We start from the raw sequence: 22026 nt of genomic DNA, 5'->3' as shown, positions 1-22026 counted from the left end.
GGAACTCGCTTGAAATACGACAAAGGGCGGCCACTTCGGGCCGCCCTTCATCCGGGGGAACCTTGGGATCCTGCCCCTTCAGTCGGTGCAGGGGATCGGGATCATCACCACTTCGGAGCCGCGGCGCGTGCGGATCGAGCAGGTCCGCGCCTCTTCCTGGCGGACCACTTCCTGGGGCTCGGGCGCTTCGATGCCGAGCAGGGTGTTCTGGTCGATCTCGATCGCCTCGGCGACGGTGTCGTCCTCGGCGCCGACAAGCGACAGCGACAGCCGCCCGGACGATTGGGCCTGGGCGAGGGCCGCGACCTGCTGCGGGTTGACGGACACGGTGACGGTGCGGGCGATGGTTGCCTGCGCCTCGTCGGCAGAGGAGGACTGGTCGATCGCGATCAGCTGGATGCCGGCCTCGATCAGCTTGGTCACGTCGCCGTTCTGGCGGCTGCCGTTGCGGCCGGTCCAGTAGACGTCGACCCGGTCACCGGGGCGCAGGAAGCCCGACACGCCCGAGGTCACGTCGACGCGGATGGCAAAGGCGCGCATGCCCTTCTCCAGCCGGTTGGTCAGGCCCGCGGGCTCACCCGGCTCGGTGATCTTGAGGGCCATGATGGCCTCGTTCTTCTCCATCGAGCGGAGGATGAAGCGTTCCGGCCCGTTCTCGGGGAACAGCACGGCCGTGTCGGTGAACACGCCTTCCGGCAGCGCTTCCTTGGGCCACTTGATCTTGCGGACGTCCTCGGCGCGCAGCGGCTGGCCGTAGCGCAGGGCGCGGTCGGCGACATAGACCTCGACGGTCGGCACCGGTTCGGGACGCTGGGCGCGTTCCATGGCGAGCTGCTGCTCGTAGGTCTGCATGTAGCCCTTGACCATGTAGACGGCGAACCCGGCGAGGCCGATGCCGACAAGAAGGACAAGTCCGAAAAGCGAGCGCATGTCTTACCTCATGTTCTCATTGTTGCGGGGGCCGTCATTCTGCCCGGCCCCTGGGGGAGTAACCTGCCCATGGTGTCGCAGGAAATTGTGTCCAAAGAAGGGACAGTTCGCGGTGCTGTAATGTCGACGCCGCCCGCGGTGAGGCGGACGGCGTGCTGTGCTTGCTGGGCTGCTCGGCCCTAGATCAGGAGACCATCTCAGACATGTATGACGCGGTTTTGTCCGAAAGGTCCTGGGCGCTGGTCGACATCATCTGAAAGACGATCGCCCAGAGCGCTATGACAAGGGCAGTGAGCACCACCCAGTCGACGGTGACTGCGCCTTTTTCGTCGCGCAGGAATGTCGTCATGAAGTGCATGGTGGTCCTCAAGCTTGAGGGGGCTGGCCGGTGGATGCGCGTGCAAGCGCTGCTGGCCAGAGAACCCGTGTCATCGATCCGGACGGTGGCGTATCGTTTGCCGGATCGAAAAGGCCGCGCCCCGTTGGACGAGGCGCGGCCCGATAACTGTCAGCCGTTTGGCCCTTATCAGGTGCCCGAGCTGCCCGGATCCAGCGTGCCCATGTAGGTCTGGACGTCAGCGGTCAGGTCGGTCGCGCCGGACTGGATCGAGGAATAGGCCGCGGCGCAGAGGCCGACGACTGCTGCGGTCAGCACGACCCAGTCAACCGTGACGGCGCCGTCTTCGTCTTTACGGAAGTTCTTGATGAACTTGATCATGTTAGTCCCTCCAAAGGATCACTTGGTTTCAGTGTTCCGCAGTGGCCAACGACATCCGTCTCTCTCAACTTCCGGACGACACCAGAGCGGTACGTGGCAAATATATCCGTTTGAATGGGGCAGCATTTTGGCGCCTTTCGATCAAAATTGTTCGCCAGGGCTTTCCCGGGCGCCAAATCCGTTAAGTATTTGTTTTCACATTGTAAGTACCTGTTTCATTTTACTCTCGCCCGCTTGGTTGGGTTGCGGTTGTGGCTAAAATGCCCGTCTCTCGGATGGATTGTCCGCGTTTGTGGAAGTGGCGCCGGCGATCTGGGATACTCTACGTCAACCAGCAGGGGAAACTCCCGCGGGACCGAGGCAGGCGAATCGAGATGAAAGCACGGACGGCATGGCTGCTGGCGCTTGCGCTGGCCGTGGCGTCCCCCGCCGCGGGCGAGGGGACTGCGCAGGGTGCTGATTTCACCTTCAAGCGGGTCAAGCCGCCCGCGGCCGGGACCGGCCGCCGGATCACCGTGCAGATCAAGCCCGGCGACGGGCTGAAACCCCTGCCCAAGAAATCCCCCCGGGCCGAACCGCCCGCCGACGCGCCCGACGCGGGCGCGGGGCTGGGCCGGTATGCGTGGTTCTGGGAAGGCGTGTCGCCGCAGCTGGCGGCCACCGGGCCGGGGCGGTTGATGCCCGCGATCGCGCACCTTTCGGCGCAGCCGCCGGGGACAGGCGTGCCTGCGCCGCGGCTCGACACGATGATCGGCATCGCCCAGGCCCACAAGTCCGACATCCTGATGACCACGGCGGGCACCCGCGTCTCTCCGGCCCTGGTGCTGGCGGTGATCGCGGTGGAAAGCGCGGGCCGGACCAACGCGGTGTCGCGCGCGGGCGCGCAAGGGCTGATGCAGCTGATGCCGGCCACTGCCGCGCGCTTCGGCGTCACCGACAGCATGAACGCCGGCCAGAACATCCGCGGCGGCGTCGCCTTCCTGGATTTCCTGATGGAGAAGTTCCGCGGCGACCCGATCCTCGTCCTAGCGGGCTACAACGCCGGCGAGAACTCCATCGAGAACAACGGCGGCGTGCCGCCCTACGCCGAGACCCGCGACTACGTCCCCAAGGTGCTGGCCGCCTTCGAGGTCGCGCGCAGTCTCTGCCTGACCCGGCCCGAGCTGGTGTCGGACGGCTGCGTCTTCGCCTTCCCGAGCTGAGAGAGGAACGCGGGCCGCACGCGGCTGCGCGTTGCGCCGCCTCGGCTTGAGTATTCCGGGAACGAAGACGGACAACGGAAAACGCCGCCCGGGTGGGGCGGCGTTTCGATCTCGTACCGGCTACGGGATCAGGCGACGATGGTGGCCTCGGTGGCGTCGCGCAGCTCCTGCTCGGTCACGCCGTCGGCGCATTCCACGATCCTCAGGCCGCCCTCGACCACGTCGAGCACGCCGAGGTTGGTGATGATGCGGTCGACCACGCCCTTTCCGGTCAGCGGCAGGGTGCAGGCCTTGAGCACCTTCGATTCACCGGCCTTGTTGGCGTGGTCCATCACCACGATGACTTTGCCGACACCGGCGACGAGGTCCATCGCGCCGCCCATGCCCTTGACCAGCTTGCCGGGGATCATCCAGTTCGCGAGGTCGCCGTTCTCGGCCACTTCCATCGCGCCGAGGATCGCCGCGGCGATCTTGCCGCCCCGGATCATCCCGAACGAGGTCGCGCTGTCGAAATAGGCGGTGCGGGGCAGTTCGGTGATCGTCTGCTTGCCGGCGTTGATCAGGTCGGGATCCTCGTCACCCTCGAAGGGGAAGGGGCCCATGCCGAGCATGCCGTTTTCCGACTGCAGCGTGATGTCCTTGTCGCCGACATAGTTGGCGACAAGCGTCGGGATGCCGATCCCGAGGTTCACGTACATCCCGTCTTCGAGTTCCTCGGCCGCGCGGGCGGCCATCTGGTTGCGGTCCCAGGGCATTATGCGGACTCCTTGCTGCGGACGGTGCGCTGTTCGATGCGTTTCTCGTGTTCGCCCTGGATCAGGCGGTGCACGTAGACACCGGGGAGGTGGATGTGATCCGGGTCGATCGACCCGGTCGGCACGATCTCCTCTACCTCGACAACGCAGACCTTGCCGCACATCGCGGCCGGCGGGTTGAAGTTGCGCGCGGTCTTGCGGAACACGAGGTTGCCGGTTTCATCCGCCTTCCAGGCCTTCACGATCGACAGGTCGGCAAAGATCCCGCGTTCGAGGATGTAATCCTCGCCGTCGAAGGACTTCACTTCCTTGCCCTCGGCGATCTGGGTGCCGACGCCGGTCTTGGTGTAGAAGCCCGGGATGCCGCAGCCGCCCGCGCGCATGCGCTCGGCCAGGGTGCCCTGCGGGTTGAACTCGAGCTCGAGCTCACCGCCGAGGTACTGGCGCATGAACTCCTTGTTCTCGCCCACGTAGGACGACATCATCTTCTTGACCTGCTTGGTCTGCAGCAGGACCCCCAGCCCGAAATCGTCGACACCCGCGTTGTTGGACGCGACCGTTAGGTCCTTGGTGCCGGCATCGCGAATCGCCGCGATCAGCAGTTCCGGGATGCCGCAGAGGCCGAAGCCGCCGGCGGCGATCAGCATGCCGTCGAACAGCAGGCCGTCCAGCGCCTCGGCGGCGGAGCCGTAGACTTTCTTCATGTGGGGAACCTCCCTCCTTGAGATTTCCCCTGTCTTGCCGCTCCGCCCCTGCAGAGTCAACGAAATGCCGCAGCGCGGAAATTGATCAGATGATCCGGACCTGCGCACCGACCGGCGTGATGGCAAAAAGCTCTTCGATGGCGAAATTGTAGAGCCCGATGCAGCCGTCCGACGACCGGCGCCCGATCTTGCGCGTGTCGTGGGTGCCGTGGATCAGGTAGGCGGGCCAGGACAGGTACATCGCGTGGGTGCCCAGCGGGTTGTCGGGGCCCGGCGGCATGTACTTCAGCTCGGGGTTGCGTTCGACCATCGAGGGGGTGGGCGTCCAGTCCGGCCCCACCTTCTTGCGCACCACCTGGGTGTAGCCCCGCTTGGTCAGCTCGTCCGTCATCGGGACCGAGGTCGGGTAGATCCGGTAGTCACTGCCGTCGCCCGACCAGAAATGCAGCGCCCGCGAGGTCGTGTCGGCCACGATGGCTGCGGCGCCAAGGCTGTCGAAATGGTCATGCCAGTCCTGCCGCTGGAAGGACGAGATGTTGCGCCGCGCGCCTTCGGGGCGGTCGCGGATCTCGGCCGGCGGGGTTTCGGCGGCGCGCAGGATCGCGGGCGCGAACAGGGTGGCACCGCTGGCGGCAAGGAAAAGGCGGCGGGGAATGTCTGCCATGCTCGGGCTCCGGTCTGAAAATGCCTGTGCCCGGAAACTGGCCTGCCGGGCGCGGCAGGGCCAATCACGTGTTCGTAAGGCGGTGCAGGTGTGGCGCAGGGGCGGGTGTGCAGGCCCGCCCCGGAGGATCAGCCCGCCTTTTTCTTGGCAGCGGGCTTCTTGGCGGCGGTCTTTTTCTTGGCCGGGGCCTTCTTGCCCTTCTTCGCCGCCTTCTCGGCGATCCATTCGACGGCCTGGTCCATGGTCACGGCATCGACTTCGACCGTGTCGGGGATCGTGGCGTTCAGCTTGTCCCACTTCACGTAGGGCCCGTACTTGCCATCGTAGATCGCCACCGGGCCGCCGGCCTCGGGGTGTTCGCCCAGCTCGCGGATCGGCTTGGCGGCCTTGCCGCGACCGCCCCGGCTGGCCACCTTTTCGGCCAGCAGCTGCACCGCGCGGTTCATGCCGACGGTAAAGACCTCGTCGATGCCCTCGAGGTTGGCGTTGGTGCCGCCCCGGTCCGAGGTCGTATCGGCGTGCTTCAGGTAGGGGCCGTAGCGCCCGATGTTGGCCCAGACGTTGACCCCGTCCTCGGGGTGGGTGCCGATCAGGCGCGGCAGGGTCAGCAGGCGCACGGCCTGTTCGAGCGTCAGGTCCTCGGGCTCCCAGTCCTTGGGAACCGACTGGCGCGGCGGCTTCTTGTTCTCTTCGGTCACCGGGCCGCGTTGCACGTAGGGGCCGAACCGACCCTTGAAGACGCGGATCTCGTCGCCCGCATCCTCGCCCAGGAGCTTGCCCTCGGGCGGGATGGCGCTGGCCTCGGCCTCGGCATCGGGCGGGCCGAAGGGGCGGGTGTATCGGCATTCGGGATAGTTCGAGCAGCCGATGAAGGCCCCGCCCGAGCGTGCGGTGCGCATCGACAGACGGCCGTTGCCGCAGTTCGGGCAGAGGCGCGGGTCGCTGCCGTCCTCGGTCGGCGGGAAGAGGTGCGGCTCGAGAACCTCGTTGATCTTCTCCAGCACGTCGGTGATCCGCAGCTCCGACGTCTCGGCGATCGCGGCCGAGAAGTCGCGCCAGAACCGGCCCAGCACGTCCTTGTAGTCGCGGTCGCCGGCCGAGACATCGTCAAGCTCTTCTTCGAGCTCAGCGGTGAAGTCGTATTCGACGTAGCGGCGGAAGTAGTTGGTCAGGAAGGCCGTCACCAGCCGGCCCTTGTCCTCGGGTATCAGGCGGTTCTTGTCCTTGGTGACATAGCCGCGGTCCTGGATCGTCGTGACGATCGAGGCATAGGTCGAGGGCCGGCCGATGCCGAGCTCTTCCATCCGCTTGACCAGCGTCGCCTCGGTGTAGCGCGGCGGCGGCTGGGTGAAATGCTGCTCGGGCGTGATGGCGCCCTTCTTGGCCGCCTCGCCCTCCATGATCTGGGGCAGGCGCTTGTCGTCATCGTCGACCACCTGGTCGTCGCGGCCCTCTTCGTAGACCCGCATGAAGCCGTCGAAGAGCACAACCTGACCGGTCGCCCGCATCTCGACCTGGCCATCGGCGCTGCCGACGTCGACGGTGGTCCGTTCGAGGCGCGCGCCGGCCATCTGGCAGGCCAGCGTCCGTTTCCAGATCAGGTCATAGAGCTTGCGCTGGTCGGCATCGGCGATTTTGAGCGCCTCGACATCCTTGGACATCTCGGTGGGCCGGATGCATTCGTGCGCTTCCTGCGCGTTCTTGGCCTTGTTCTTGTAGGTGCGCGGGCTGTCGGGCACGTACTTGGCGCCGTAGCGATCGGCGATCGCGTCGCGCGCGGCCTGCACGGCCTCGGGCGCCATGTCGATGCCGTCGGTCCGCATGTAGGTGATGTGCCCGGCCTCGTAGAGGCGTTGCGCCGCGCTCATCGTCTGGCGCGCGCCCATGCCGAACTTGCGGCTGGCCTCCTGCTGGAGGGTCGAGGTCATGAACGGCGGCGAGGGGTTGCGCGAGGTCGGCTTGGCCTCGACCGACTTCACGGTCAGGTCGCGCGACGTGATCGCTTGTACGGCGAGGTCGGCCTGCGTCGCGTTCTCGATATCGTAGCGTTCGAGCTTCTTGCCGGCGAGGACGGTCAGGCGTGCCTCGTACTCCTGCCCGCGGGGGGTGGAGAGCACGGCCTTGACCGACCAGTATTCCCGGGCGCGGAACGCCTCGATCTCCATCTCGCGCTCGACGATCAGGCGGAGGCAGACGGATTGCACCCGGCCGGCGGATTTCGCGCCGGGCAGCTTGCGCCAGAGCACCGGCGAGAGGTTGAACCCCACGAGGTAGTCGAGCGCGCGGCGGGCCAGGTAGGCCTCGACCAGCGGTGCATCGACCTGGCGCGGGTTCTTCATCGCCTCGGTCACCGCCGTCTTGGTGATCGCGTTGAACACCACGCGGCTGACGGGCGTGTCCTTCTTGATCGCCTTCCGGTTGCGCAGCGCCTCTTCAAGGTGCCAGGAGATCGCCTCTCCCTCGCGGTCGGGGTCGGTGGCGAGGATCAGCGCGTTGTCATCCTTGAGCGCGTCGGCGATGGCTTTCACATGCTTCCGGGAATCGGTTGCGATTTCCCATTTCATGTCGAAATCCTGCTCGGGATCGACCGATCCGTCCTTCGGCGGCAGGTCGCGGACATGCCCGTAGGACGCCAGGACGGTGTAGTCCGGACCCAGATATTTGTTGATTGTCTTGGCTTTGGCCGGGGATTCCACCACGACAACGGGCATTCGGCATCCTTTCAGCTCTGGGACGGCGCGTTGGCGGCGGACCATGTGGTGTTTGCCGGGGCATTGTCAATGCGGGGAGGCGACGGGCGCGGCGAAGTCACGCTGCAGCGCCGCGGATTGCGGCATCGCCCGGTTCGCGCGGGATGTGTCGGCGATTGCCTGGCGACCGCGGGTCTTCGAAGGGTGGTATCGTGGCTTGCCCGGAACGTGTGTCGTGACGCAGCGACAGGCGCGGCTGGTGACAGGGCGCGGCGATGCCGGAGCGGCAGAAGGACCCTCAGGCCTGGGGCATGCGGCGGGCCAGCAGGCCACCGGCCTGGCGTTCGATCTGGCCGGCAAGTTCGAGGTCGACCAGCGCGGGCGACACGACCTTGGCCTGGCCGCCGAGGTCGCGGATCAGCTGGTCCTCGGCCAGCGGGGTCGGGCCCAGCCGATCGAGGATCGCATCATGCAGCATGGCGGTTTCGGCAAGGCTGCGGTGTTCGGCGGGGGCGGCGGGCACCTCGGCCGCAAGGACCTTAGCGGCCTCGATCGGCGAAAGCGCTTCGATCACGTCCTGCGCGTTGCGCACCAGCCTGGCGCCGTCGCGGATCAGCATGTTGCAGCCTGCGCTGCGCCCGTCCATCGGGTGGCCGGGTACCGCCAGCACCTCGCGCCCCTGGTCGAGCGCGGTGCGCGCGGTAATGAGGCTGCCGGAGCGTCCGGCAGCCTCGATCACCACGACGGCCCGGGCGAGGCCCGAAATCAGCCGGTTGCGGCGGGGGAAATGACGGGCCTGCGGCTGCAGGCCGACGGGTTGTTCCGACAGGCGCAGGCCCTGCGCGACCAGCGCGTCGGCGAGGCCCGCGTTTTCGGCGGGGTAGAGCATGTCGACGCCGCCAGCCATCACCGCGATGGTGCCCTGGTCGAGCACGGCGGCATGCGCCGCGGCGTCGATCCCGCGGGCCAGGCCCGAGACGATGACATAGCCGGCCGAAGCGAGGTCGGCCGCCAGCGCCCGGGCCATCCGGGTGCCGAGCGACGAGGCATTGCGTGCGCCGACCACGGCGATCCGCGGGCGGTACAGCACCGAGACTTCGCCCAGGATCCACAGGATCGGCGGCGGGTCGTCCAGGTCAAGAAGGTCGCGCGGATAGTGCCGGTCCCCGAGGCAGACCATCCGCGCGCCCAGTGCGGCAGCGGCCCGCATTTCGGCCCGCGCCGTCTCCGCCGGGCAGGGGGCGTAATTGGTCACCCCCGCCTCGGCGGCAATTCCCGGCAGGGCCGACAGCGCCTGTTCGGCCGAGCCGTGTTCCGTGAGCAGTCTGTAGAATGTCGCGATCCCGACACGTCGGGAGCGCAAGAGGCGAAGCCACGACAACCGACCATCTTCCGTGGTGGGTGGGAGTGGGGGGTGAGTGGAAGGATGATAATCCTCGGCCATCGTGACTCCGCCTGCTTGCAAACTCACTTGTAAAGGCAGGGGGTTAACCAAGAATGAATCACTTGGTTAATGACCTCCTAACGCCACTGCTGGCCAGTCAACACTTCGGCCGGTGCCGACGCAAGCCTTGATGCCCCGGGCGCTTTTGCCCATGCTTGGCCCATCGTTCAGTCATTTCAGACACCGTTTGCAGCATGAATACGTCCAGTCCCGGTCCTGACCGCCGGCAGCAGATTCTCCAGGGCGCCTTCGACGCGCTGCAGGCACGGGGCCTGCCACACCTGTCCTATGACGCCATCGCCGAGTCCGCCGGCGTGTCGCGGCAGCTGGTCCGGTACCACTATCCCGACCACGAGGCGCTGATGCTCGACATCTGCGACATGATGGCCGAGATCTACCGCGACGCGCTTATCTCGACCGCCGGGCAGCTCGACGGGCCGGCGCGGGTGGACGCCTTTCTCGACTTCTACTTCGACCTGCTCGACGGTCGGCAGAAGCCGCGGGATGACCGGGTCTACGACGCGATGTTCTCGCTCTCGGCCGGTTCGCCCGCGATCCGGGCCCGCCTTTCCGACCAGTACAGGCTGATCGGGCAGGTGCTGGGGCACGAGTTCTCGGTCCAGTACCCCGCGCTCGACAAGCAGGCGGCGGACGAGCTGTCGTGGCTTTTCGTCTGCCTGATGTACGGTCACTGGAAGATGGTGTCGGCGGTCGGCTTCGATCCCGAGCACCGAAGGGTGTCGCGGGCCGCCATGGACCGGCTGATTCGATCCTACTGCAACGAGGGCGAGAGTGCCGCGAAAGGCCTTCGCGTATGGGATTAAATCCCCGGCCCTGCGCCGTTTTTCATTTCGACAAGTTGTCCTGCGACGGGCCGCGCGACCCCGTGCATCCACCCCGCATTGCCTGAGCCCCAGCGCCGGCAGGCTGCTTTCCTGCCGTAAGGTCAATCTCGCGGTGCTTGCAAAACGAAAAACCGGTCACGGCGTCTTTGACAGGGCCGTGCGCGGTGGCGAGGCTGGTCGGCATTCAATGACCTACCTGCTTCCCCAAGCAATTTTTCATAGCAAGATCCAGTTCGGCGGGGCGTGCGATGGCCCCGCCGATTTTCGTCTCAGGCGGCCGAACCGCCGACCGTCAGGCCGCCGATCAGCACCGTGGGCTGGCCCACGCCGACCGGCACCCATTGCCCCGCCTTGCCGCAGTTCCCCATCCCGGGGTCGAGCGCCATGTCGTTGCCGAGGGCGCGGATCTTCTGCAGCGCGGTGGCGCCGTCGCCGATCAGGGTCGCACCCTTGACCGGGGCGCCGACGACACCGTTCTTCACCCGGTACGCCTCGGTGCAGGAGAACACGAACTTGCCGTTGGTGATGTCGACCTGGCCGCCACCGAAGCCGACGGCATAGATGCCGTCCTTCAGTTCGCCCACCACCTCCTCGCGGGTGGCGTCGCCGCCCAGCATGTAGGTGTTGGTCATCCGGGGCATCGGGGCATGGGCATAGCTTTCCCGCCGCCCGTTCCCCGTCGGCTCAACCCCCATCAGGCGGGCGTTCTGCCGGTCCTGCATGTAGCCGACGAGGATCCCGTCCTCGATAAGGACGTTCTTGGCCGAGGGCGTGCCCTCGTCGTCCACGGTGATCGATCCGCGGCGGTCCGGGATGGTCCCGTCGTCCAGAACGGTGACGCCGGGGGCGGCGACTCGCTGGCCCATCAGCCCGGCGAAGGCCGAGGTCTTCTTGCGGTTGAAGTCCCCTTCCAGCCCGTGACCGACCGCCTCGTGCAGCAGGATGCCGGGCCAGCCGGGGCCGAGGACGACGTCCATGATCCCCGCGGGCGCCGGTTCGGCGTCGAGGTTCACCAGCGCGATGCGCAGTGCCTCTCGCGCCTTTGCCTGCCAGTCGGCCGGGTCGATCAGACCGTCGAGGCCGACGCGCCCGCCGCCGCCGGCGGAACCGGATTCGCGCCGCCCGCCCTGTTCGACGATGACCGAGACATTGACCCGCGTCATCGGGCGCACGTCGCGGACCAGCTGGCCCTCGGGGCGCAGGATCTCGACCTCCTGGCAGGATGCCATGATGGTGGCCGAGACCTGGACCACCCGCGGGTCGAGGTCACGGGCGAAGGCGTCGATCTCGCGCAGGGTCTCGATCTTGACCGGGAAGGCGGCGCCGGCGATCGGGTCGATCTCGGCATAGAGCTTGCGGTTGGTGGCGCGGGGCGGAGGGGCCATGGTGCCGCCGCCGTCACCGACCGCCAGGCGCGCCGTCTCGACTGCGCGCTTCAGGGCGCTTTCGCTGATCTCGGTCGCGTGGGCGTACCCGGCCACCTCGCCGCGAACCGCGCGCAGGCCGAATCCCTCTGATGCGTCGTAGCTCGCCGTCTTGACCCGGCCGTCGTCGAACACCAGCACCTCGGACCTGCGGCGTTCGAGGAACAGTTCCCCGTCGTCCGCCCCGGCCACCGCAGCGCGGAGATGGGCCAGCGCCTGCGCCTCGTCGAGGTAGGTTTCAAAGGGCCGGAAAGGGGTCTCGGACATGGGATCTGCCTCTGCTGAGGGGCGCGCGGGGTTGATTTGGATCAAAAAAGCGTCCGTTTGCCGCAAGCGCGATTATTGTGGTGCAGACAAGAATATGGTTTTAAGCGGCGACAAACAACGCGGCGAGGGTCCTTCCGGCCCGGTCCGTGGCCGAACACTCAACCATCAGGGTGCATAATGCGACGTATTCTCAGCCTCTTCGCCCTCCTGGCCGCTAGCGCGGCGCCCGTGGCCGCGCAGGACGGCGCCGTCGGCAAGCCGCATCCGGGCGGAACCGGGTTCCAGGTGGCCGCCACCGAACTGGCGTCGGACATCCACTGGCTCGACCACATGCTGCTGATCATCATCACGGTCATCGTGATCTTCGTCTGCGCGCTGCTGGCCATCGTGATCGTGCGCTACAACAAGCGGGCGAACCCGACCGCCGCGTCGTTCACCCACAACACCCCGGTCGAGGTGGCCTGGACGATCGTGCCGATCGTGATCCTGGTCTTCATCGGCTCGTTCTCGCTGCCGGTGCTGTTCAAGCAGCAGCGCATCCCCGAGGGCGACGTCTACGTGAAGGTCACCGGCTACCAGTGGTACTGGGGCTACGAATACACCGATGCCGAGGACGTGGCCTTTGACAGCTACATGCTGGGCCAGCCCGCCACGATGACGAGCGAGGACGAAGCCGCAGGTGCGCAGCCCTACGTCCGCTCGGCCGCGATGGACGCAAAACTCCAGGCCGCGGGCTTCGAGCCGGACGAATTCCTGCTGGCCGTGGACAAGCCGCTGGTGCTGCCCGTCGGCAAGGTCATCGTGATGGACGTGACCGGTTCCGACGTGATCCACTCCTGGACCGTGCCGGCCTTCGGCGTGAAACAGGACGCCGTGCCGGGCCGCATCGCCCAGCTCTGGTTCGAACCGACCGTCGAAGGCACCTTCTTCGGCCAGTGCTCCGAACTTTGCGGCAAGGACCACGCCTACATGCCGATCACTGTCCGTGTCGTGCCCGAGGCGACCTACGAGGCTTGGCTGGCCGCCGTGCAGGAAGCCGGCGAATACGTCCCGGTCGAGCAGGTCCAGGCAAGCCTGACCAACTGATCCCAAACGCCTGCGCCGGCGGACCGGCGCGGGCCCTGAAGGCCCCGAGATGACCGACGCAAGCATCAATACGCAAGCCCAGGACGGTGAAGCACAGTTCGGCGATTTCGTCGCCCTGCTGAAGCCGCGTGTCATGTCGCTGGTGGTGTTCACCGCGGCGGTCGGCCTGCTGGCGGCGCCGGGGCAGGTGCATCCCTTCATCGCCTTCTGCGCGGTCCTCTTCATCGCCCTGGGCGGCGGCGCCTCGGGCGCGCTGAACATGTGGTACGACAGCGACATCGACGCGGTGATGAAGCGGACCCGCAACCGCCCGATCCCGGCCGGCAAGGTCACCCGCGAGGATGCGCTGGTTCTGGGCCTGTCGATGTCGGGCCTGTCGGTCATCATGCTCGGGCTGGCGACGAACTGGCTTGCCGCCGGGCTGCTGGCCTTCACCATCTTCTTCTACGCCGTCGTCTACACCATGTGGCTGAAGCGCTGGACGCCGCAGAACATCGTGATCGGCGGTGCCGCGGGCGCCTTCCCCCGATGATCGGCTGGGCCGCGGCCACGGGCTCGATCTCGGTCGAGGCGGTGTTGATGTTCGCGCTGACCTTCATGTGGACGCCGCCGCACTTCTGGGCGCTCGCGCTCTTCATGAAGTCCGACTACGACGACGCCGGTGTCCCGATGCTGACCGTGACCCACGGCCGCAGGTCGACCCGTCGCCACGTCTTTGCCTACACCCTGCTGCTGGCCGCCGTCGCCATCGGCATCGGCTTCACCTCGATCGGCGGGCCGCTCTACCTTGCGGTGGCCGTGGTGCTGAACCTGCTCTTCATCAAGGGCGCGTGGGACATCCTGCGCCGGGACGAGGCACAGGCCGAGGCCGACCAGTACAAGGTCGAGAAGCGTTTCTTTGCGCTCTCGCTGCTCTATCTCTTCCTGCACTTCGGTGCGATCCTGGCCGAGGCACTGCTGAAGCCCTGGGGGCTGGGAGGGTGGTGATGTACTTCCGCGAGGAACATGAACTGCACAAGCGCCGCTGGGGCCGCAACAAGGCCCTGGGCCTGGTGCTGGCCGCCTTCGTGGCGCTGGTCTTCGGGCTGACCGTGGTCAAGGTCACCAACCTCGACCCGGCCACCATGCCGTCGGCCACCTCGGAGGTGTCGCAATGAAGGGCACCACCAAGACGCTGGTCCTCACACTCGGCACCGTGGTGACCATGGGCGCGCTGGCCTGGGCGTCGGTGCCGTTCTACAACTGGTTCTGCCGGGTCACCGGCTTTGGCGGCGTGACCCAGACCGCCGAGGCCGGCAGCGACACGATCCTCGACAAGACGATCAAGGTCCGCTTCGACGCCAACACCGACCCGGGCATGCCCTGGCAGTTCAAGCCGATGCAGCGCGAGGTCGAGATCCGGATCGGCGAGACCGGGATCGCGTTCTACGAGGCCTACAACCCCACCGACCGCGTCATCGCGGGCACGGCCAGCTACAACGTCGCCCCCTATGACGCGGGCTACTACTTTACCAAGATCGACTGCTTCTGCTTTACCCAGCAGGTCCTGCAACCGGGTGAGCGGGTCGAGATGCCGGTGACCTTCTACGTCGACCCCGAGATGGTCGAGGATCGCGATGCGAAGTACATACAGCGCATTGTGCTGTCCTATACATTCTACGAAACCGACCTGCCCGAATCCGAAGATCTCGCCGCCGCACCGGTGACGGACACGGCCGAGGGCGATAAAAACGGACTGAACTAAGAGGCTCCAACGAGGGACCGACATGGCGCACGAAAAGAACCACGACTACCATATCCTGACCCCGTCGATCCAACCGTTCCTCGGTGCGGTCGCGGCCTTCGTCATGCTCTTCGGGGCGGTGATCTGGATGCACGACAGCGGGCCCTGGCTGTTCCTGATCGGCTTTGCGATGACCGCCTACGTGATGTTCACGTGGTGGGCCGAGACGATCGTCGAGAACAATGCCGGCGACCACACCCCGGTCGTGCGGCTGGGCCTGAAGTACGGCTTCATCCTCTTCATCATGTCCGAGATCATGTTCTTCGTGGCGTGGTTCTGGACCTTCTTCAAGCACGCGCTTTACCCGATGGGCCCGGAAAGCCCGGCGGTGGACGGCGTCTGGCCGCCGGTCGGTATCGAGACCTTCGATCCCTGGCACCTGCCGCTGATCAACACGCTGATCCTGCTCTGCTCGGGCGCGGCCTGCACCTGGGCGCACCACGCGCTGGTGCACGAGAACAACCGCAAGGACATGAAGCAGGGCCTGATCATCGCGATCCTGCTCGGCGCGCTGTTCACGTTCTTCCAGGCGCTGGAATACAGCCACGCCGCCTTCAGCTTCTCGGGCAACATCTACGGCGCCACCTTCTTCATGGCGACCGGCTTCCACGGCGCGCACGTGCTGATCGGGACGATCTTCCTCTTCGTCTGCCTGATGCGGACTTACGCTGGCCACTTCACCCCGGAAAACCACACCGGGTTCGAGATGGCGGCCTGGTACTGGCACTTCGTCGATGTGGTGTGGCTGTTCCTCTTTGCCGTGATCTACATCTGGGGCAGCTGAGCCGCGGCGGGGTAGGCCCCGCCCACGCCAGACAATTCCAAGGGCGCGGGGAAACCACTTCGCGCCCTTTCCCTTTCGACGGAGGCGGCATGTTCCGCAATCTCTTCATGATCGTGGTGATCGGCCTGGGCGGTGTCGCCATCCTGGTCTGGCTCGGGACCTGGCAGGTGCAGCGGCTGCAATGGAAGCAAAGCGTGCTGTCCGAGATCGAGGCCCGGATCGTCGCCGATCCTATGCCGCTCCCGGTCGTGCCGGACACGGAGACGGACAAGTACCTCCCCGTCACCGCCACAGGGGAGATCGGCGAGGGCCTGTTCGAGGTCCTGACCAGCCGCAAGGAAGTCGGCGCGGGGCACCGCCTCGTTGTCCCGTTCGAAACCGACGGGCGGCGCGTGCTTCTTGACCTTGGGTTCCTGCCGCAGGGCTCCGCCGTGCCGGAAATGCCCGACGGCGCAATCACCGTCACCGGCAACCTGCACTGGCCCGATGAGGTGGACGGCTTCACCCCCGATCCCGACCTCGCTACCGGACTCTGGTTCGCGCGGGACGTGCCCGCCATGGCCGAGGTGATGAAGACCGAGCCGGTGATGATCGTGCGCCGCGACGGCGGCGATCTGCCGGGCGTGACACCCTGGCCGGTCGGGACCGAGGGAATTCCGAACGATCACCGCGAATACGCGATCACATGGTTCTCGCTGGCGGCGATCTGGCTGGCGATGACCGTGTTTCTGGTCTATCGCAGGCGGAAACCGGAAGGGGACACGGCGTGAAATACATCTCGACCCGCGGGCAGGCGCCTGCGCTGAGTTTCGAAGAGGCGATGCTGACCGGGCTGGCGCGCGACGGCGGCCTCTACGTGCCCGAAGAGGTGCCGGCCCTCGCGCCCGCGGACATCGCGGCGCTTGGCGGGCTCAGCTACGAGGACACCGCCTTCCGCGTTATGAAGCCCTTCATCGGCGACGCCTTCGACGACAAGGAATTCCGCTCGATCATCGGCCGGGCCTACGAGGGCTTCGAACACGTGGCCCGCGCCCCGCTGAAGCAGCTCGACAGCAACCACTTCCTGATGGAGCTGTTCCACGGCCCGACGCTGGCCTTCAAGGACTTCGCCATGCAGCTGATTGGCCAGCTGTTCCAGGCCTCGCTCGCGCGGTCGGGCAAGCGCGTCACCATCGTCGGCGCAACCTCGGGCGACACCGGCTCGGCCGCGATCGAGGCGTTTGCCGGGCTCGACAACGTCGATGTGTTCATCCTCTTCCCGAACGGCCGGGTGTCCGAGGTCCAGCGCCGCCAGATGACCACGCCGGACGCGCCGAACGTGCATGCCATCGCGATGAACGGCCATTTCGACGACTGCCAGGCGCGGCTCAAGGACATGTTCAACGACCACGACTTCCGCGACGAGGTCGGGCTGGCAGGCGTGAACTCGATCAACTGGGCGCGGGTGCTGGCGCAGGTCGTCTACTACTTCACCTCGGCCGTCAGCCTGGGCGCGCCCGAGCGCAAGGTCAGCTTCACCGTGCCCACGGGCAACTTCGGCGACATCTTCGCGGGCACCATCGCCAAGCGGATGGGCCTGCCCGTCGACCGGCTGGTGATTGCGACCAACCAGAACGACATCCTGCATCGCTGCCTGACCACCGGCGAATACCGCACGGACAAGGTGAAGCCCTCGATCAGCCCGTCGATGGACATCCAGGTCAGCTCCAACTTCGAGCGCGCGCTCTTCGATGCCTACGGGCGCGACGGCGACGCGGTGGCGCAGCTTATGGAAGAGCTGAAGTCCGGCGGCTTCAAGGTCAGCCAGGGCGCGCTCGAGGCGCTGCGCGAGGACTACGTCAGCGGCATGGCCAGCGAAGAGGACACCATCGCCACGATCAACCACATCGCCGAGGTCACGGGCGAGGTGCTTTGCCCGCATTCCGCTGTCGGCGTGAAGGTGGCGGACGAGTTGCGCGATCCTGCCGTCCCGATGATCACGCTGGCGACGGCGCACCCGGCCAAGTTCCCCGACGCGGTCGAGAAGGCCACCGGGGAACGCCCGGGGCTTCCCCCGTTCATGGCGAACCTGTATGACCGGCCGGAACGGGTGACCGAGGCCGAGAACGACCTTGCCGCCCTGCAATCCCTGATACGAGAACGGCGCACCACTTGACGACCCAGTACCATACGCTTTCCAACGGCTTCCGCATCGTGACCGAAGAGATGCCCGGCCTGCAATCCGCAGCCGTCGGCATCTGGGTGTCCGCCGGCGGCCGGAACGAGACCGAGGCGCAGAACGGCATCGCGCATTTCCTCGAACACATGGCGTTCAAGGGCACCAAGACCCGCTCTGCCCTGCGCATCGCCGAGGAGATCGAGGACGTGGGCGGCTACATCAACGCCTACACCTCGCGCGAGGTGACCGCCTATTACGCCCGCGTGCTCAAGGACGACGTGGCGCTGGCGATGGACGTGATCGCGGACATCCTGCGCAACCCGACCTTCGAAGAAGCCGAGATCGAGGTCGAGCGCGGCGTGATCCTCAGCGAGATCGGCCAGGCGCTCGACACGCCGGATGACGTGATCTTCGACTGGCTGCAGGAAAAGGCCTATCCCGACCAGCCGCTGGGGCGCACGATCCTGGGCCCGGCCGAGCGGGTGAAGGGCTTTGCCCGCCAGGACCTGGCCGAGTTCGTGAGCCAGCACTACGGGCCGGAGCAGATGATCCTGTCGGCCACCGGTGCGGTCGACCACGACGCCATCGTCAAGCTGGCCGAGGTGCTGTTCGGCGACATGACCCCGCAGGGTCAGGACGTGGCGAGCCCGGCGCTTTTCCGCGGCGGCGAGGTGCGGCACATCAAGGCGTTGGAGCAGGCGCATTTCGCGCTGGCCTTCGAAAGCCCCGACTACCGCAGCCCGGACGCCTACACGGCCCAGATCTATGCCACCGCGCTTGGCGGCGGCATGTCCTCGCGCCTGTTCCAGGAAATCCGCGAGAAACGCGGCCTCTGCTACACGATCTTTGCCCAGGCTGGCGCCTATGCCGACACCGGCATGACGACGATCTACGCCGGCACGAGCGGCGACCAGCTCAAGGCCCTGGCCGAGATCACCGTGGACGAGATGAAGCGCGCGGCCGAGGACATGTCCGAGGAAGAGATCGCCCGTGCCCGCGCCCAGATGAAGGCCGGTATGCTGATGGGGCTGGAAGGCCCGTCCAGCCGCGCAGAACGGCAGGCCCGGATGCTGCAGATCTGGGGCCGGGTGCCGGAGCTCGACGAGGTCGTGCAGAAGATCGACGCCGTCACCGTGGCCGACATCCGTGCATTTGCGGAAACTATGGCGGTCAAGGCACCGGCGGCCCTCGCGCTCTACGGCCCGGCCGGGGACGCGCCGGGGCTGGAGGCATTGCAGGAAAGGCGCGCCGCCTGATGCTCCGGGTGCGTCGTCGGGTTCGGATCGAGACCGAGCGCCTGACGCTGCGCCCGCCCGTGCACGCCGACTGGCGCGCCTGGTCCGACCTGCGTCGCGAGAGCCAAGAATTCCTCACCCCGTGGGAGCCGGCCTGGGCCAGCGACCACCTGGGCCGCAAGGCCTTCACCAACCGCGTCTACTGGGCGCAGCGGTCGGTCGGCGGTGGCACGGCGCTGCCGCTTTTCCTGATCCGGCGCGAAGATGACGCGCTGCTGGGGGCCATTACGCTCGACAACATCCGCCGCGGTCCGGCACAGGCGGGCACGCTCGGCTACTGGATCGGCGAACGTTATTCGCGCCGCGGCTACATGCGCGAGGCGATCACCGCCGTCGTGCACCATGCCTTCCACCGCCTCGACCTCAGCCGGATCGAGGCCGCCTGCCTGCCCGAGAACGCGCCGTCACGCGCCCTGCTGGAAAGCTGCGGGTTCAAGTACGAAGGGGTGGCGCAGAGCTACCTCCAGATCGGCGGGCGCTGGCGGACACATGTCCTCTATGCCGCCCTACGGATGGATCGCCGGGGCAAGACCGACGTCGGGTAGGGCGGGGGCTACGCGCACAGCGCCGAACAAGAGGCCGCAAAGGCCCGCGTAGGGTGCGTGCTCGACACGCACCGCCACGCCACGCACCGGCGCATTCAATGCCCGCCGAGGATCCCCGTGCGCACGTCGTAATCCACCGCCAGCGCGTAGTCCGGGTCGTCGTCGCTGTCGACCATCAGGTGCCCGGCGCGGGTCAGCAGCTTGTGGCAGTCCCGCGAGAGGTGGCGCAGTTGCAGCCGCTTGCCCGCGACCTCGTACTTGCCCGCCAGCGCCTCGATGGCCTGAAGGGCGGACTGGTCCACCACGCGACTGTCCTCGAAGTCGATGATGACAGTGGCCGGGTCATCCTTGACGTCAAAGAGCTCGGCAAACCCGTCGGTGGAGCCGAAGAAGAGCGGCCCGCGCACCTGGTAGACCTTGGCGCCCTCGGGCGTGGTGTAGGTCTTGGCCCCGATCCGCTTGGCCGCGTTCCAGGCATAGGCCAGCGCCGAGACGATGACGCCCACGACCACGGCGACGGCGAGGTCAGACAGCACCGTCACGACTGTCACCAGCAGGATCACGAAGGCGTCGGTCGTCGGCACCTTGGCGAGGATCTTGATCGAGTTCCAGGCGAAGGTCCCGATCACCACCATGAACATCACGCCAACCAGCGAGGCGAGCGGGATCTGCTCGATCAGCGAAGACCCCACGAGGATGAAGAGCAGCAGGAAGAGTGCCGCCGCGACACCCGCGATCCGGGTCCGGCCGCCCGAGTTCACGTTGATCATCGACTGCCCGATCATCGCGCAGCCGCCCATGCCGCCGAAGAAACCGGTCACCACGTTGGCGGTGCCCTGGGCGATGCACTCCTGGCTGGCGCCGCCGCGCTGGCCGGTGATCTCGCCCACCAGGTTCAGGGTCAGCAGGCTCTCGATCAGGCCGATGGCGGCCAGGATCATCGCGTAGGGCAGGATGATCTTGAACGTCTCAAGCGTGAAGGGAACCATCGGGATGTGGAACGTCGGCAGGCCGCCGTCGATCGAGGCCATGTCACCGACCAGCGGCACGTTCAGCCCCAGCCCGATGACGAGCGCCGCGGTCACGCCGATGCCCATCAGGGGGGCGGGAATGACGCGGGTGATCCGCGGTGTGACCCAGATCACGAACATGGTCAGCGCCGTCAGGCCCAGCATCAGCCAGAGCTGGGGGCCCGAGAGCCATTCCGTGCCGCCCGAACCCGGCACCTTGAACTGCGTCAGTTGCGCCATGAAGATCACGATCGCCAGCCCGTTGACGAAGCCCAGCATCACCGGGTGCGGCACCAGCCGGATGAACTTGCCCCATCGCAGCACGCCCGCCAGCAACTGGAGGATCCCCATCAGCACCACGGTGGCAAAGAGGTATTCGACCCCGTGTTGCGCCACCAGAGCCACCATGACGACCGCAAGTGCGCCCGTCGCGCCCGAGATCATGCCGGGACGTCCGCCGATCAGGGCGGTGATCAGGCCCACCATGAAGGCGGCGTAGAGGCCCACCAGCGGCTCCACCCCCGCGACGAAGGCAAAGGCCACCGCCTCGGGCACCAGCGCCAGCGCGACCGTAAGGCCGGAGAGAAGCTCGGTGCGGAATCCGGACGGGGTCAGCCGGCTGGTCGGGGCGATGCGGAGATCGGGCAAATCGATGCGATTGGCGAAGGCTGTGAGGGCTGCGCGTTTCAAGAGACGTCCGGTGGTCTGGGAAAATCAGCGGCCCTCATAGCGAAAAACACCCCGTGGAGCCATGCTGCGTCGCAGAAGGCTGCCATGCGTCTGGCGCATGGCTCCCTTTCGATTCTCGCACATTCGTGAAAGCGCCATCCGGACAGCCTGTTAAGGTGACGCAAGGAGGCCTGCCATGACCCCAGTCCGACACCTCGCCTGGCTGCTGTTCGCCGCGCTTTCAGCCCCCGTCGCCGCGCAGGACGCGGGGCCGCGCCTGAGCCACTGCATCGCCATCGCCGATGCCACGCCCGGGGTGCAGTACATCCACAAGGCCAGCTTTCGCGATGCCGTGCCGGACTTCTCGGCCCGGATCTCCTACCTTGGCCATTCGCAGTTCCTGATCCAGACCCCCGGCGGGCTGTCGGCGGTGACCGATTACAACGGCTGGATCGGCAGCGCCGATTTCCTGCCCGACGTCGTGACGATGAACCACGCCCATTCCAGCCACTGGACCGGCGCGCCCGACCCGGCGATCCCGCACGTCCTGCGCGGCTGGTCCGAAACCTTCGGCGAGGCGGCGGACCGCTACCTCGACCTGGGCGAGATGCTGGTGCGCAACGTCTCGACCGATATCCGGTCGATGGGCGGGGTCGAGGAGAACGGCAACTCGATCTTCATCTTCGAGGTCGAGGGGCTCTGCATCGGTCACCTCGGCCACCTGCATCACGAACCGAACGAGGAACAGTATGCCGCGCTCGGCCGGGTCGACGTGCTGATGGCGCCTGTCGACGGTGGCATGACGCTGGACCTGCCGACGATGACCAAGGTGGTCGAGCGGCTGAAAAGCTCGATCGTGTTGCCGATGCACTGGTTCTCGGGCGGCTCGCTGAACTGGTTCCTGGATGGCGTGGCGGACGAGTTCGCCATCGTGAACGAAGGCGACAGCGAGATCATGGTCTCGCTGCGTGACTTGCCGTCGCGGCCCACCGTGATCGTCCTGCAGCCGCAGCCGCTGAGCGACCCGCGCTGACATGCATCCGTGGCACCGCG

At 66.7% G+C, this 22026-nt stretch carries 21 protein-coding genes and 1 pseudogene; 12 read left to right on the top strand and 10 right to left on the bottom strand.

The window, feature by feature from the left end; all coding sequences use genetic code 11:
- Positions 1–78: 78 nt before the first annotated feature.
- The 3 genes from cpaB to ACE2AC_RS11505 all read right to left on the bottom strand — a co-directional run bounded on the left by cpaB (position 79) and on the right by ACE2AC_RS11505 (position 1648).
- Positions 79–930: a Flp pilus assembly protein CpaB gene (gene cpaB, locus ACE2AC_RS11515; protein ID WP_375687203.1), complete on the bottom strand. Its 852-nt coding sequence runs from the start codon at positions 928–930 to the stop codon at positions 79–81.
- A 184-nt stretch (positions 931–1114) separates the two neighbouring features.
- Positions 1115–1279: a hypothetical protein gene (locus ACE2AC_RS11510; RefSeq protein WP_375687201.1), complete on the bottom strand. Its 165-nt coding sequence runs from the start codon at positions 1277–1279 to the stop codon at positions 1115–1117.
- A 177-nt stretch (positions 1280–1456) separates the two neighbouring features.
- A complete protein-coding gene (locus ACE2AC_RS11505) occupies positions 1457–1648 on the bottom strand; it encodes a Flp family type IVb pilin (RefSeq protein WP_375687199.1) in 192 nt (63 codons plus the stop codon).
- A 374-nt stretch (positions 1649–2022) separates the two neighbouring features.
- Here ACE2AC_RS11505 and ACE2AC_RS11500 point away from each other — a divergent pair, with 374 nt between their 5' ends.
- Positions 2023–2850 carry a lytic transglycosylase domain-containing protein gene (locus tag ACE2AC_RS11500; protein WP_375687198.1) on the top strand — a complete coding sequence of 276 codons (828 nt, stop codon included), beginning with the start codon at positions 2023–2025 and terminating at the stop codon, positions 2848–2850.
- 128 nt (positions 2851–2978) lie between these two features.
- Here ACE2AC_RS11500 and ACE2AC_RS11495 read toward each other — a convergent pair whose 3' ends face one another.
- From ACE2AC_RS11495 to dprA, 5 genes are all read right to left on the bottom strand, one after another.
- Positions 2979–3605 (bottom strand): 3-oxoacid CoA-transferase subunit B, encoded by a 627-nt coding sequence (locus ACE2AC_RS11495; protein WP_375687196.1) that lies wholly within the window; start codon positions 3603–3605, stop codon positions 2979–2981.
- A complete protein-coding gene (locus ACE2AC_RS11490) occupies positions 3605–4309 on the bottom strand; it encodes a CoA transferase subunit A (protein WP_375687194.1) in 705 nt (234 codons plus the stop codon). Before ACE2AC_RS11490 ends, ACE2AC_RS11495 begins: the two co-directional genes overlap by 1 nt.
- A gap of 85 nt (positions 4310–4394) precedes the next feature.
- Positions 4395–4973 (bottom strand): L,D-transpeptidase, encoded by a 579-nt coding sequence (locus tag ACE2AC_RS11485; RefSeq protein ID WP_375687193.1) that lies wholly within the window; start codon positions 4971–4973, stop codon positions 4395–4397.
- Between the two features lie 128 nt (positions 4974–5101).
- Complete coding sequence (gene topA, locus ACE2AC_RS11480) at positions 5102–7684, bottom strand: type I DNA topoisomerase (protein WP_375687191.1); 2583 nt, start codon at positions 7682–7684, stop codon at positions 5102–5104.
- A 277-nt stretch (positions 7685–7961) separates the two neighbouring features.
- Positions 7962–9107: a DNA-processing protein DprA gene (dprA, locus tag ACE2AC_RS11475; RefSeq protein ID WP_375687189.1), complete on the bottom strand. Its 1146-nt coding sequence runs from the start codon at positions 9105–9107 to the stop codon at positions 7962–7964.
- A gap of 194 nt (positions 9108–9301) precedes the next feature.
- On the opposite strand from dprA, the gene ACE2AC_RS11470 reads away from it, so the two are divergent.
- On the top strand, positions 9302–9931 hold the full coding sequence (locus ACE2AC_RS11470; protein WP_375687187.1) for a TetR/AcrR family transcriptional regulator: 630 nt from the start codon (positions 9302–9304) through the stop codon (positions 9929–9931).
- Positions 9932–10221: 290 nt separating this feature from the next.
- On the opposite strand, the gene tldD is transcribed toward ACE2AC_RS11470, so the two are convergent.
- Positions 10222–11643 (bottom strand): metalloprotease TldD, encoded by a 1422-nt coding sequence (gene tldD, locus ACE2AC_RS11465; protein WP_375687185.1) that lies wholly within the window; start codon positions 11641–11643, stop codon positions 10222–10224.
- Between the two features lie 177 nt (positions 11644–11820).
- Between tldD and coxB the strand changes: the two genes are divergently transcribed.
- From coxB to ACE2AC_RS11420, 9 genes and pseudogenes are all read left to right on the top strand, one after another.
- Positions 11821–12729 (top strand): cytochrome c oxidase subunit II, encoded by a 909-nt coding sequence (gene coxB, locus ACE2AC_RS11460; protein WP_375687183.1) that lies wholly within the window; start codon positions 11821–11823, stop codon positions 12727–12729.
- 49 nt (positions 12730–12778) lie between these two features.
- Positions 12779–13716: pseudogene (gene cyoE, locus ACE2AC_RS11455) on the top strand (heme o synthase).
- Positions 13716–13886: a hypothetical protein gene (locus ACE2AC_RS11450; RefSeq protein ID WP_375687181.1), complete on the top strand. Its 171-nt coding sequence runs from the start codon at positions 13716–13718 to the stop codon at positions 13884–13886. The pseudogene cyoE and the gene ACE2AC_RS11450 overlap by 1 nt, the downstream one beginning before the upstream one ends.
- Complete coding sequence (locus ACE2AC_RS11445; protein ID WP_375687179.1) at positions 13883–14473, top strand: cytochrome c oxidase assembly protein; 591 nt, start codon at positions 13883–13885, stop codon at positions 14471–14473. The genes ACE2AC_RS11450 and ACE2AC_RS11445 overlap by 4 nt, the downstream gene beginning before the upstream one ends.
- 22 nt (positions 14474–14495) lie before the next feature.
- The gene (locus tag ACE2AC_RS11440) at positions 14496–15296 is read left to right on the top strand and encodes a cytochrome c oxidase subunit 3 (RefSeq protein WP_375687177.1); all 801 of its coding nucleotides are present in this window, start codon (positions 14496–14498) and stop codon (positions 15294–15296) included.
- A gap of 89 nt (positions 15297–15385) precedes the next feature.
- Positions 15386–16066 carry an SURF1 family protein gene (locus ACE2AC_RS11435; RefSeq protein ID WP_375687175.1) on the top strand — a complete coding sequence of 227 codons (681 nt, stop codon included), beginning with the start codon at positions 15386–15388 and terminating at the stop codon, positions 16064–16066.
- The gene (gene thrC, locus ACE2AC_RS11430; protein WP_375687173.1) at positions 16063–17451 is read left to right on the top strand and encodes a threonine synthase; all 1389 of its coding nucleotides are present in this window, start codon (positions 16063–16065) and stop codon (positions 17449–17451) included. The genes ACE2AC_RS11435 and thrC overlap by 4 nt, the downstream gene beginning before the upstream one ends.
- Before the next feature lie 50 nt (positions 17452–17501).
- The gene (locus tag ACE2AC_RS11425; RefSeq protein WP_375692097.1) at positions 17502–18710 is read left to right on the top strand and encodes a M16 family metallopeptidase; all 1209 of its coding nucleotides are present in this window, start codon (positions 17502–17504) and stop codon (positions 18708–18710) included.
- On the top strand, positions 18710–19294 hold the full coding sequence (locus tag ACE2AC_RS11420; protein ID WP_375687171.1) for a GNAT family N-acetyltransferase: 585 nt from the start codon (positions 18710–18712) through the stop codon (positions 19292–19294). The genes ACE2AC_RS11425 and ACE2AC_RS11420 overlap by 1 nt, the downstream gene beginning before the upstream one ends.
- 95 nt (positions 19295–19389) lie before the next feature.
- Here ACE2AC_RS11420 and ACE2AC_RS11415 read toward each other — a convergent pair whose 3' ends face one another.
- Positions 19390–20994, bottom strand: a complete 1605-nt coding sequence (locus ACE2AC_RS11415) for a SulP family inorganic anion transporter (RefSeq protein ID WP_375687170.1) — start codon at positions 20992–20994, stop codon at positions 19390–19392.
- Between the two features lie 175 nt (positions 20995–21169).
- On the opposite strand from ACE2AC_RS11415, the gene ACE2AC_RS11410 reads away from it, so the two are divergent.
- Entirely contained in the window at positions 21170–22006 is an 837-nt protein-coding gene (locus ACE2AC_RS11410) for an MBL fold metallo-hydrolase (protein ID WP_375687168.1), read from the top strand.
- Positions 22007–22026: the final 20 nt, after the last annotated feature.

Origin of the sequence: Pseudooceanicola sp. LIPI14-2-Ac024, from assembly GCF_042188925.1 — a bacterium.
Lineage (GTDB): Bacteria > Pseudomonadota > Alphaproteobacteria > Rhodobacterales > Rhodobacteraceae > Pseudooceanicola.
Note: the sequence above shows the minus strand (reverse complement) of the source record. Positions and strands in the feature narration are given on the sequence as shown.

What these genes read in the sequence shown, in the direction of transcription:
- cpaB (WP_375687203.1), bottom strand. Translation starts at nt 930, where the DNA reads ATGCGCTCGCTTTTCGGACTTGTCCTTCTTGTCGGCATCGGCCTCGCC.
- ACE2AC_RS11510 (WP_375687201.1), bottom strand. Translation starts at nt 1,279, where the DNA reads ATGACGACATTCCTGCGCGACGAAAAAGGCGCAGTCACCGTCGACTGG.
- ACE2AC_RS11505 (WP_375687199.1), bottom strand. Translation starts at nt 1,648, where the DNA reads ATGATCAAGTTCATCAAGAACTTCCGTAAAGACGAAGACGGCGCCGTC.
- ACE2AC_RS11500 (WP_375687198.1), top strand. Translation starts at nt 2,023, where the DNA reads ATGAAAGCACGGACGGCATGGCTGCTGGCGCTTGCGCTGGCCGTGGCG.
- ACE2AC_RS11495 (WP_375687196.1), bottom strand. Translation starts at nt 3,605, where the DNA reads ATGCCCTGGGACCGCAACCAGATGGCCGCCCGCGCGGCCGAGGAACTC.
- ACE2AC_RS11490 (WP_375687194.1), bottom strand. Translation starts at nt 4,309, where the DNA reads ATGAAGAAAGTCTACGGCTCCGCCGCCGAGGCGCTGGACGGCCTGCTG.
- ACE2AC_RS11485 (WP_375687193.1), bottom strand. Translation starts at nt 4,973, where the DNA reads ATGGCAGACATTCCCCGCCGCCTTTTCCTTGCCGCCAGCGGTGCCACC.
- topA (WP_375687191.1), bottom strand. Translation starts at nt 7,684, where the DNA reads ATGCCCGTTGTCGTGGTGGAATCCCCGGCCAAAGCCAAGACAATCAAC.
- dprA (WP_375687189.1), bottom strand. Translation starts at nt 9,107, where the DNA reads ATGGCCGAGGATTATCATCCTTCCACTCACCCCCCACTCCCACCCACC.
- ACE2AC_RS11470 (WP_375687187.1), top strand. Translation starts at nt 9,302, where the DNA reads ATGAATACGTCCAGTCCCGGTCCTGACCGCCGGCAGCAGATTCTCCAG.
- tldD (WP_375687185.1), bottom strand. Translation starts at nt 11,643, where the DNA reads ATGTCCGAGACCCCTTTCCGGCCCTTTGAAACCTACCTCGACGAGGCG.
- coxB (WP_375687183.1), top strand. Translation starts at nt 11,821, where the DNA reads ATGCGACGTATTCTCAGCCTCTTCGCCCTCCTGGCCGCTAGCGCGGCG.
- ACE2AC_RS11450 (WP_375687181.1), top strand. Translation starts at nt 13,716, where the DNA reads ATGTACTTCCGCGAGGAACATGAACTGCACAAGCGCCGCTGGGGCCGC.
- ACE2AC_RS11445 (WP_375687179.1), top strand. Translation starts at nt 13,883, where the DNA reads ATGAAGGGCACCACCAAGACGCTGGTCCTCACACTCGGCACCGTGGTG.
- ACE2AC_RS11440 (WP_375687177.1), top strand. Translation starts at nt 14,496, where the DNA reads ATGGCGCACGAAAAGAACCACGACTACCATATCCTGACCCCGTCGATC.
- ACE2AC_RS11435 (WP_375687175.1), top strand. Translation starts at nt 15,386, where the DNA reads ATGTTCCGCAATCTCTTCATGATCGTGGTGATCGGCCTGGGCGGTGTC.
- ACE2AC_RS11425 (WP_375692097.1), top strand. Translation starts at nt 17,502, where the DNA reads ATGCCCGGCCTGCAATCCGCAGCCGTCGGCATCTGGGTGTCCGCCGGC.
- ACE2AC_RS11420 (WP_375687171.1), top strand. Translation starts at nt 18,710, where the DNA reads ATGCTCCGGGTGCGTCGTCGGGTTCGGATCGAGACCGAGCGCCTGACG.
- ACE2AC_RS11410 (WP_375687168.1), top strand. Translation starts at nt 21,170, where the DNA reads ATGACCCCAGTCCGACACCTCGCCTGGCTGCTGTTCGCCGCGCTTTCA.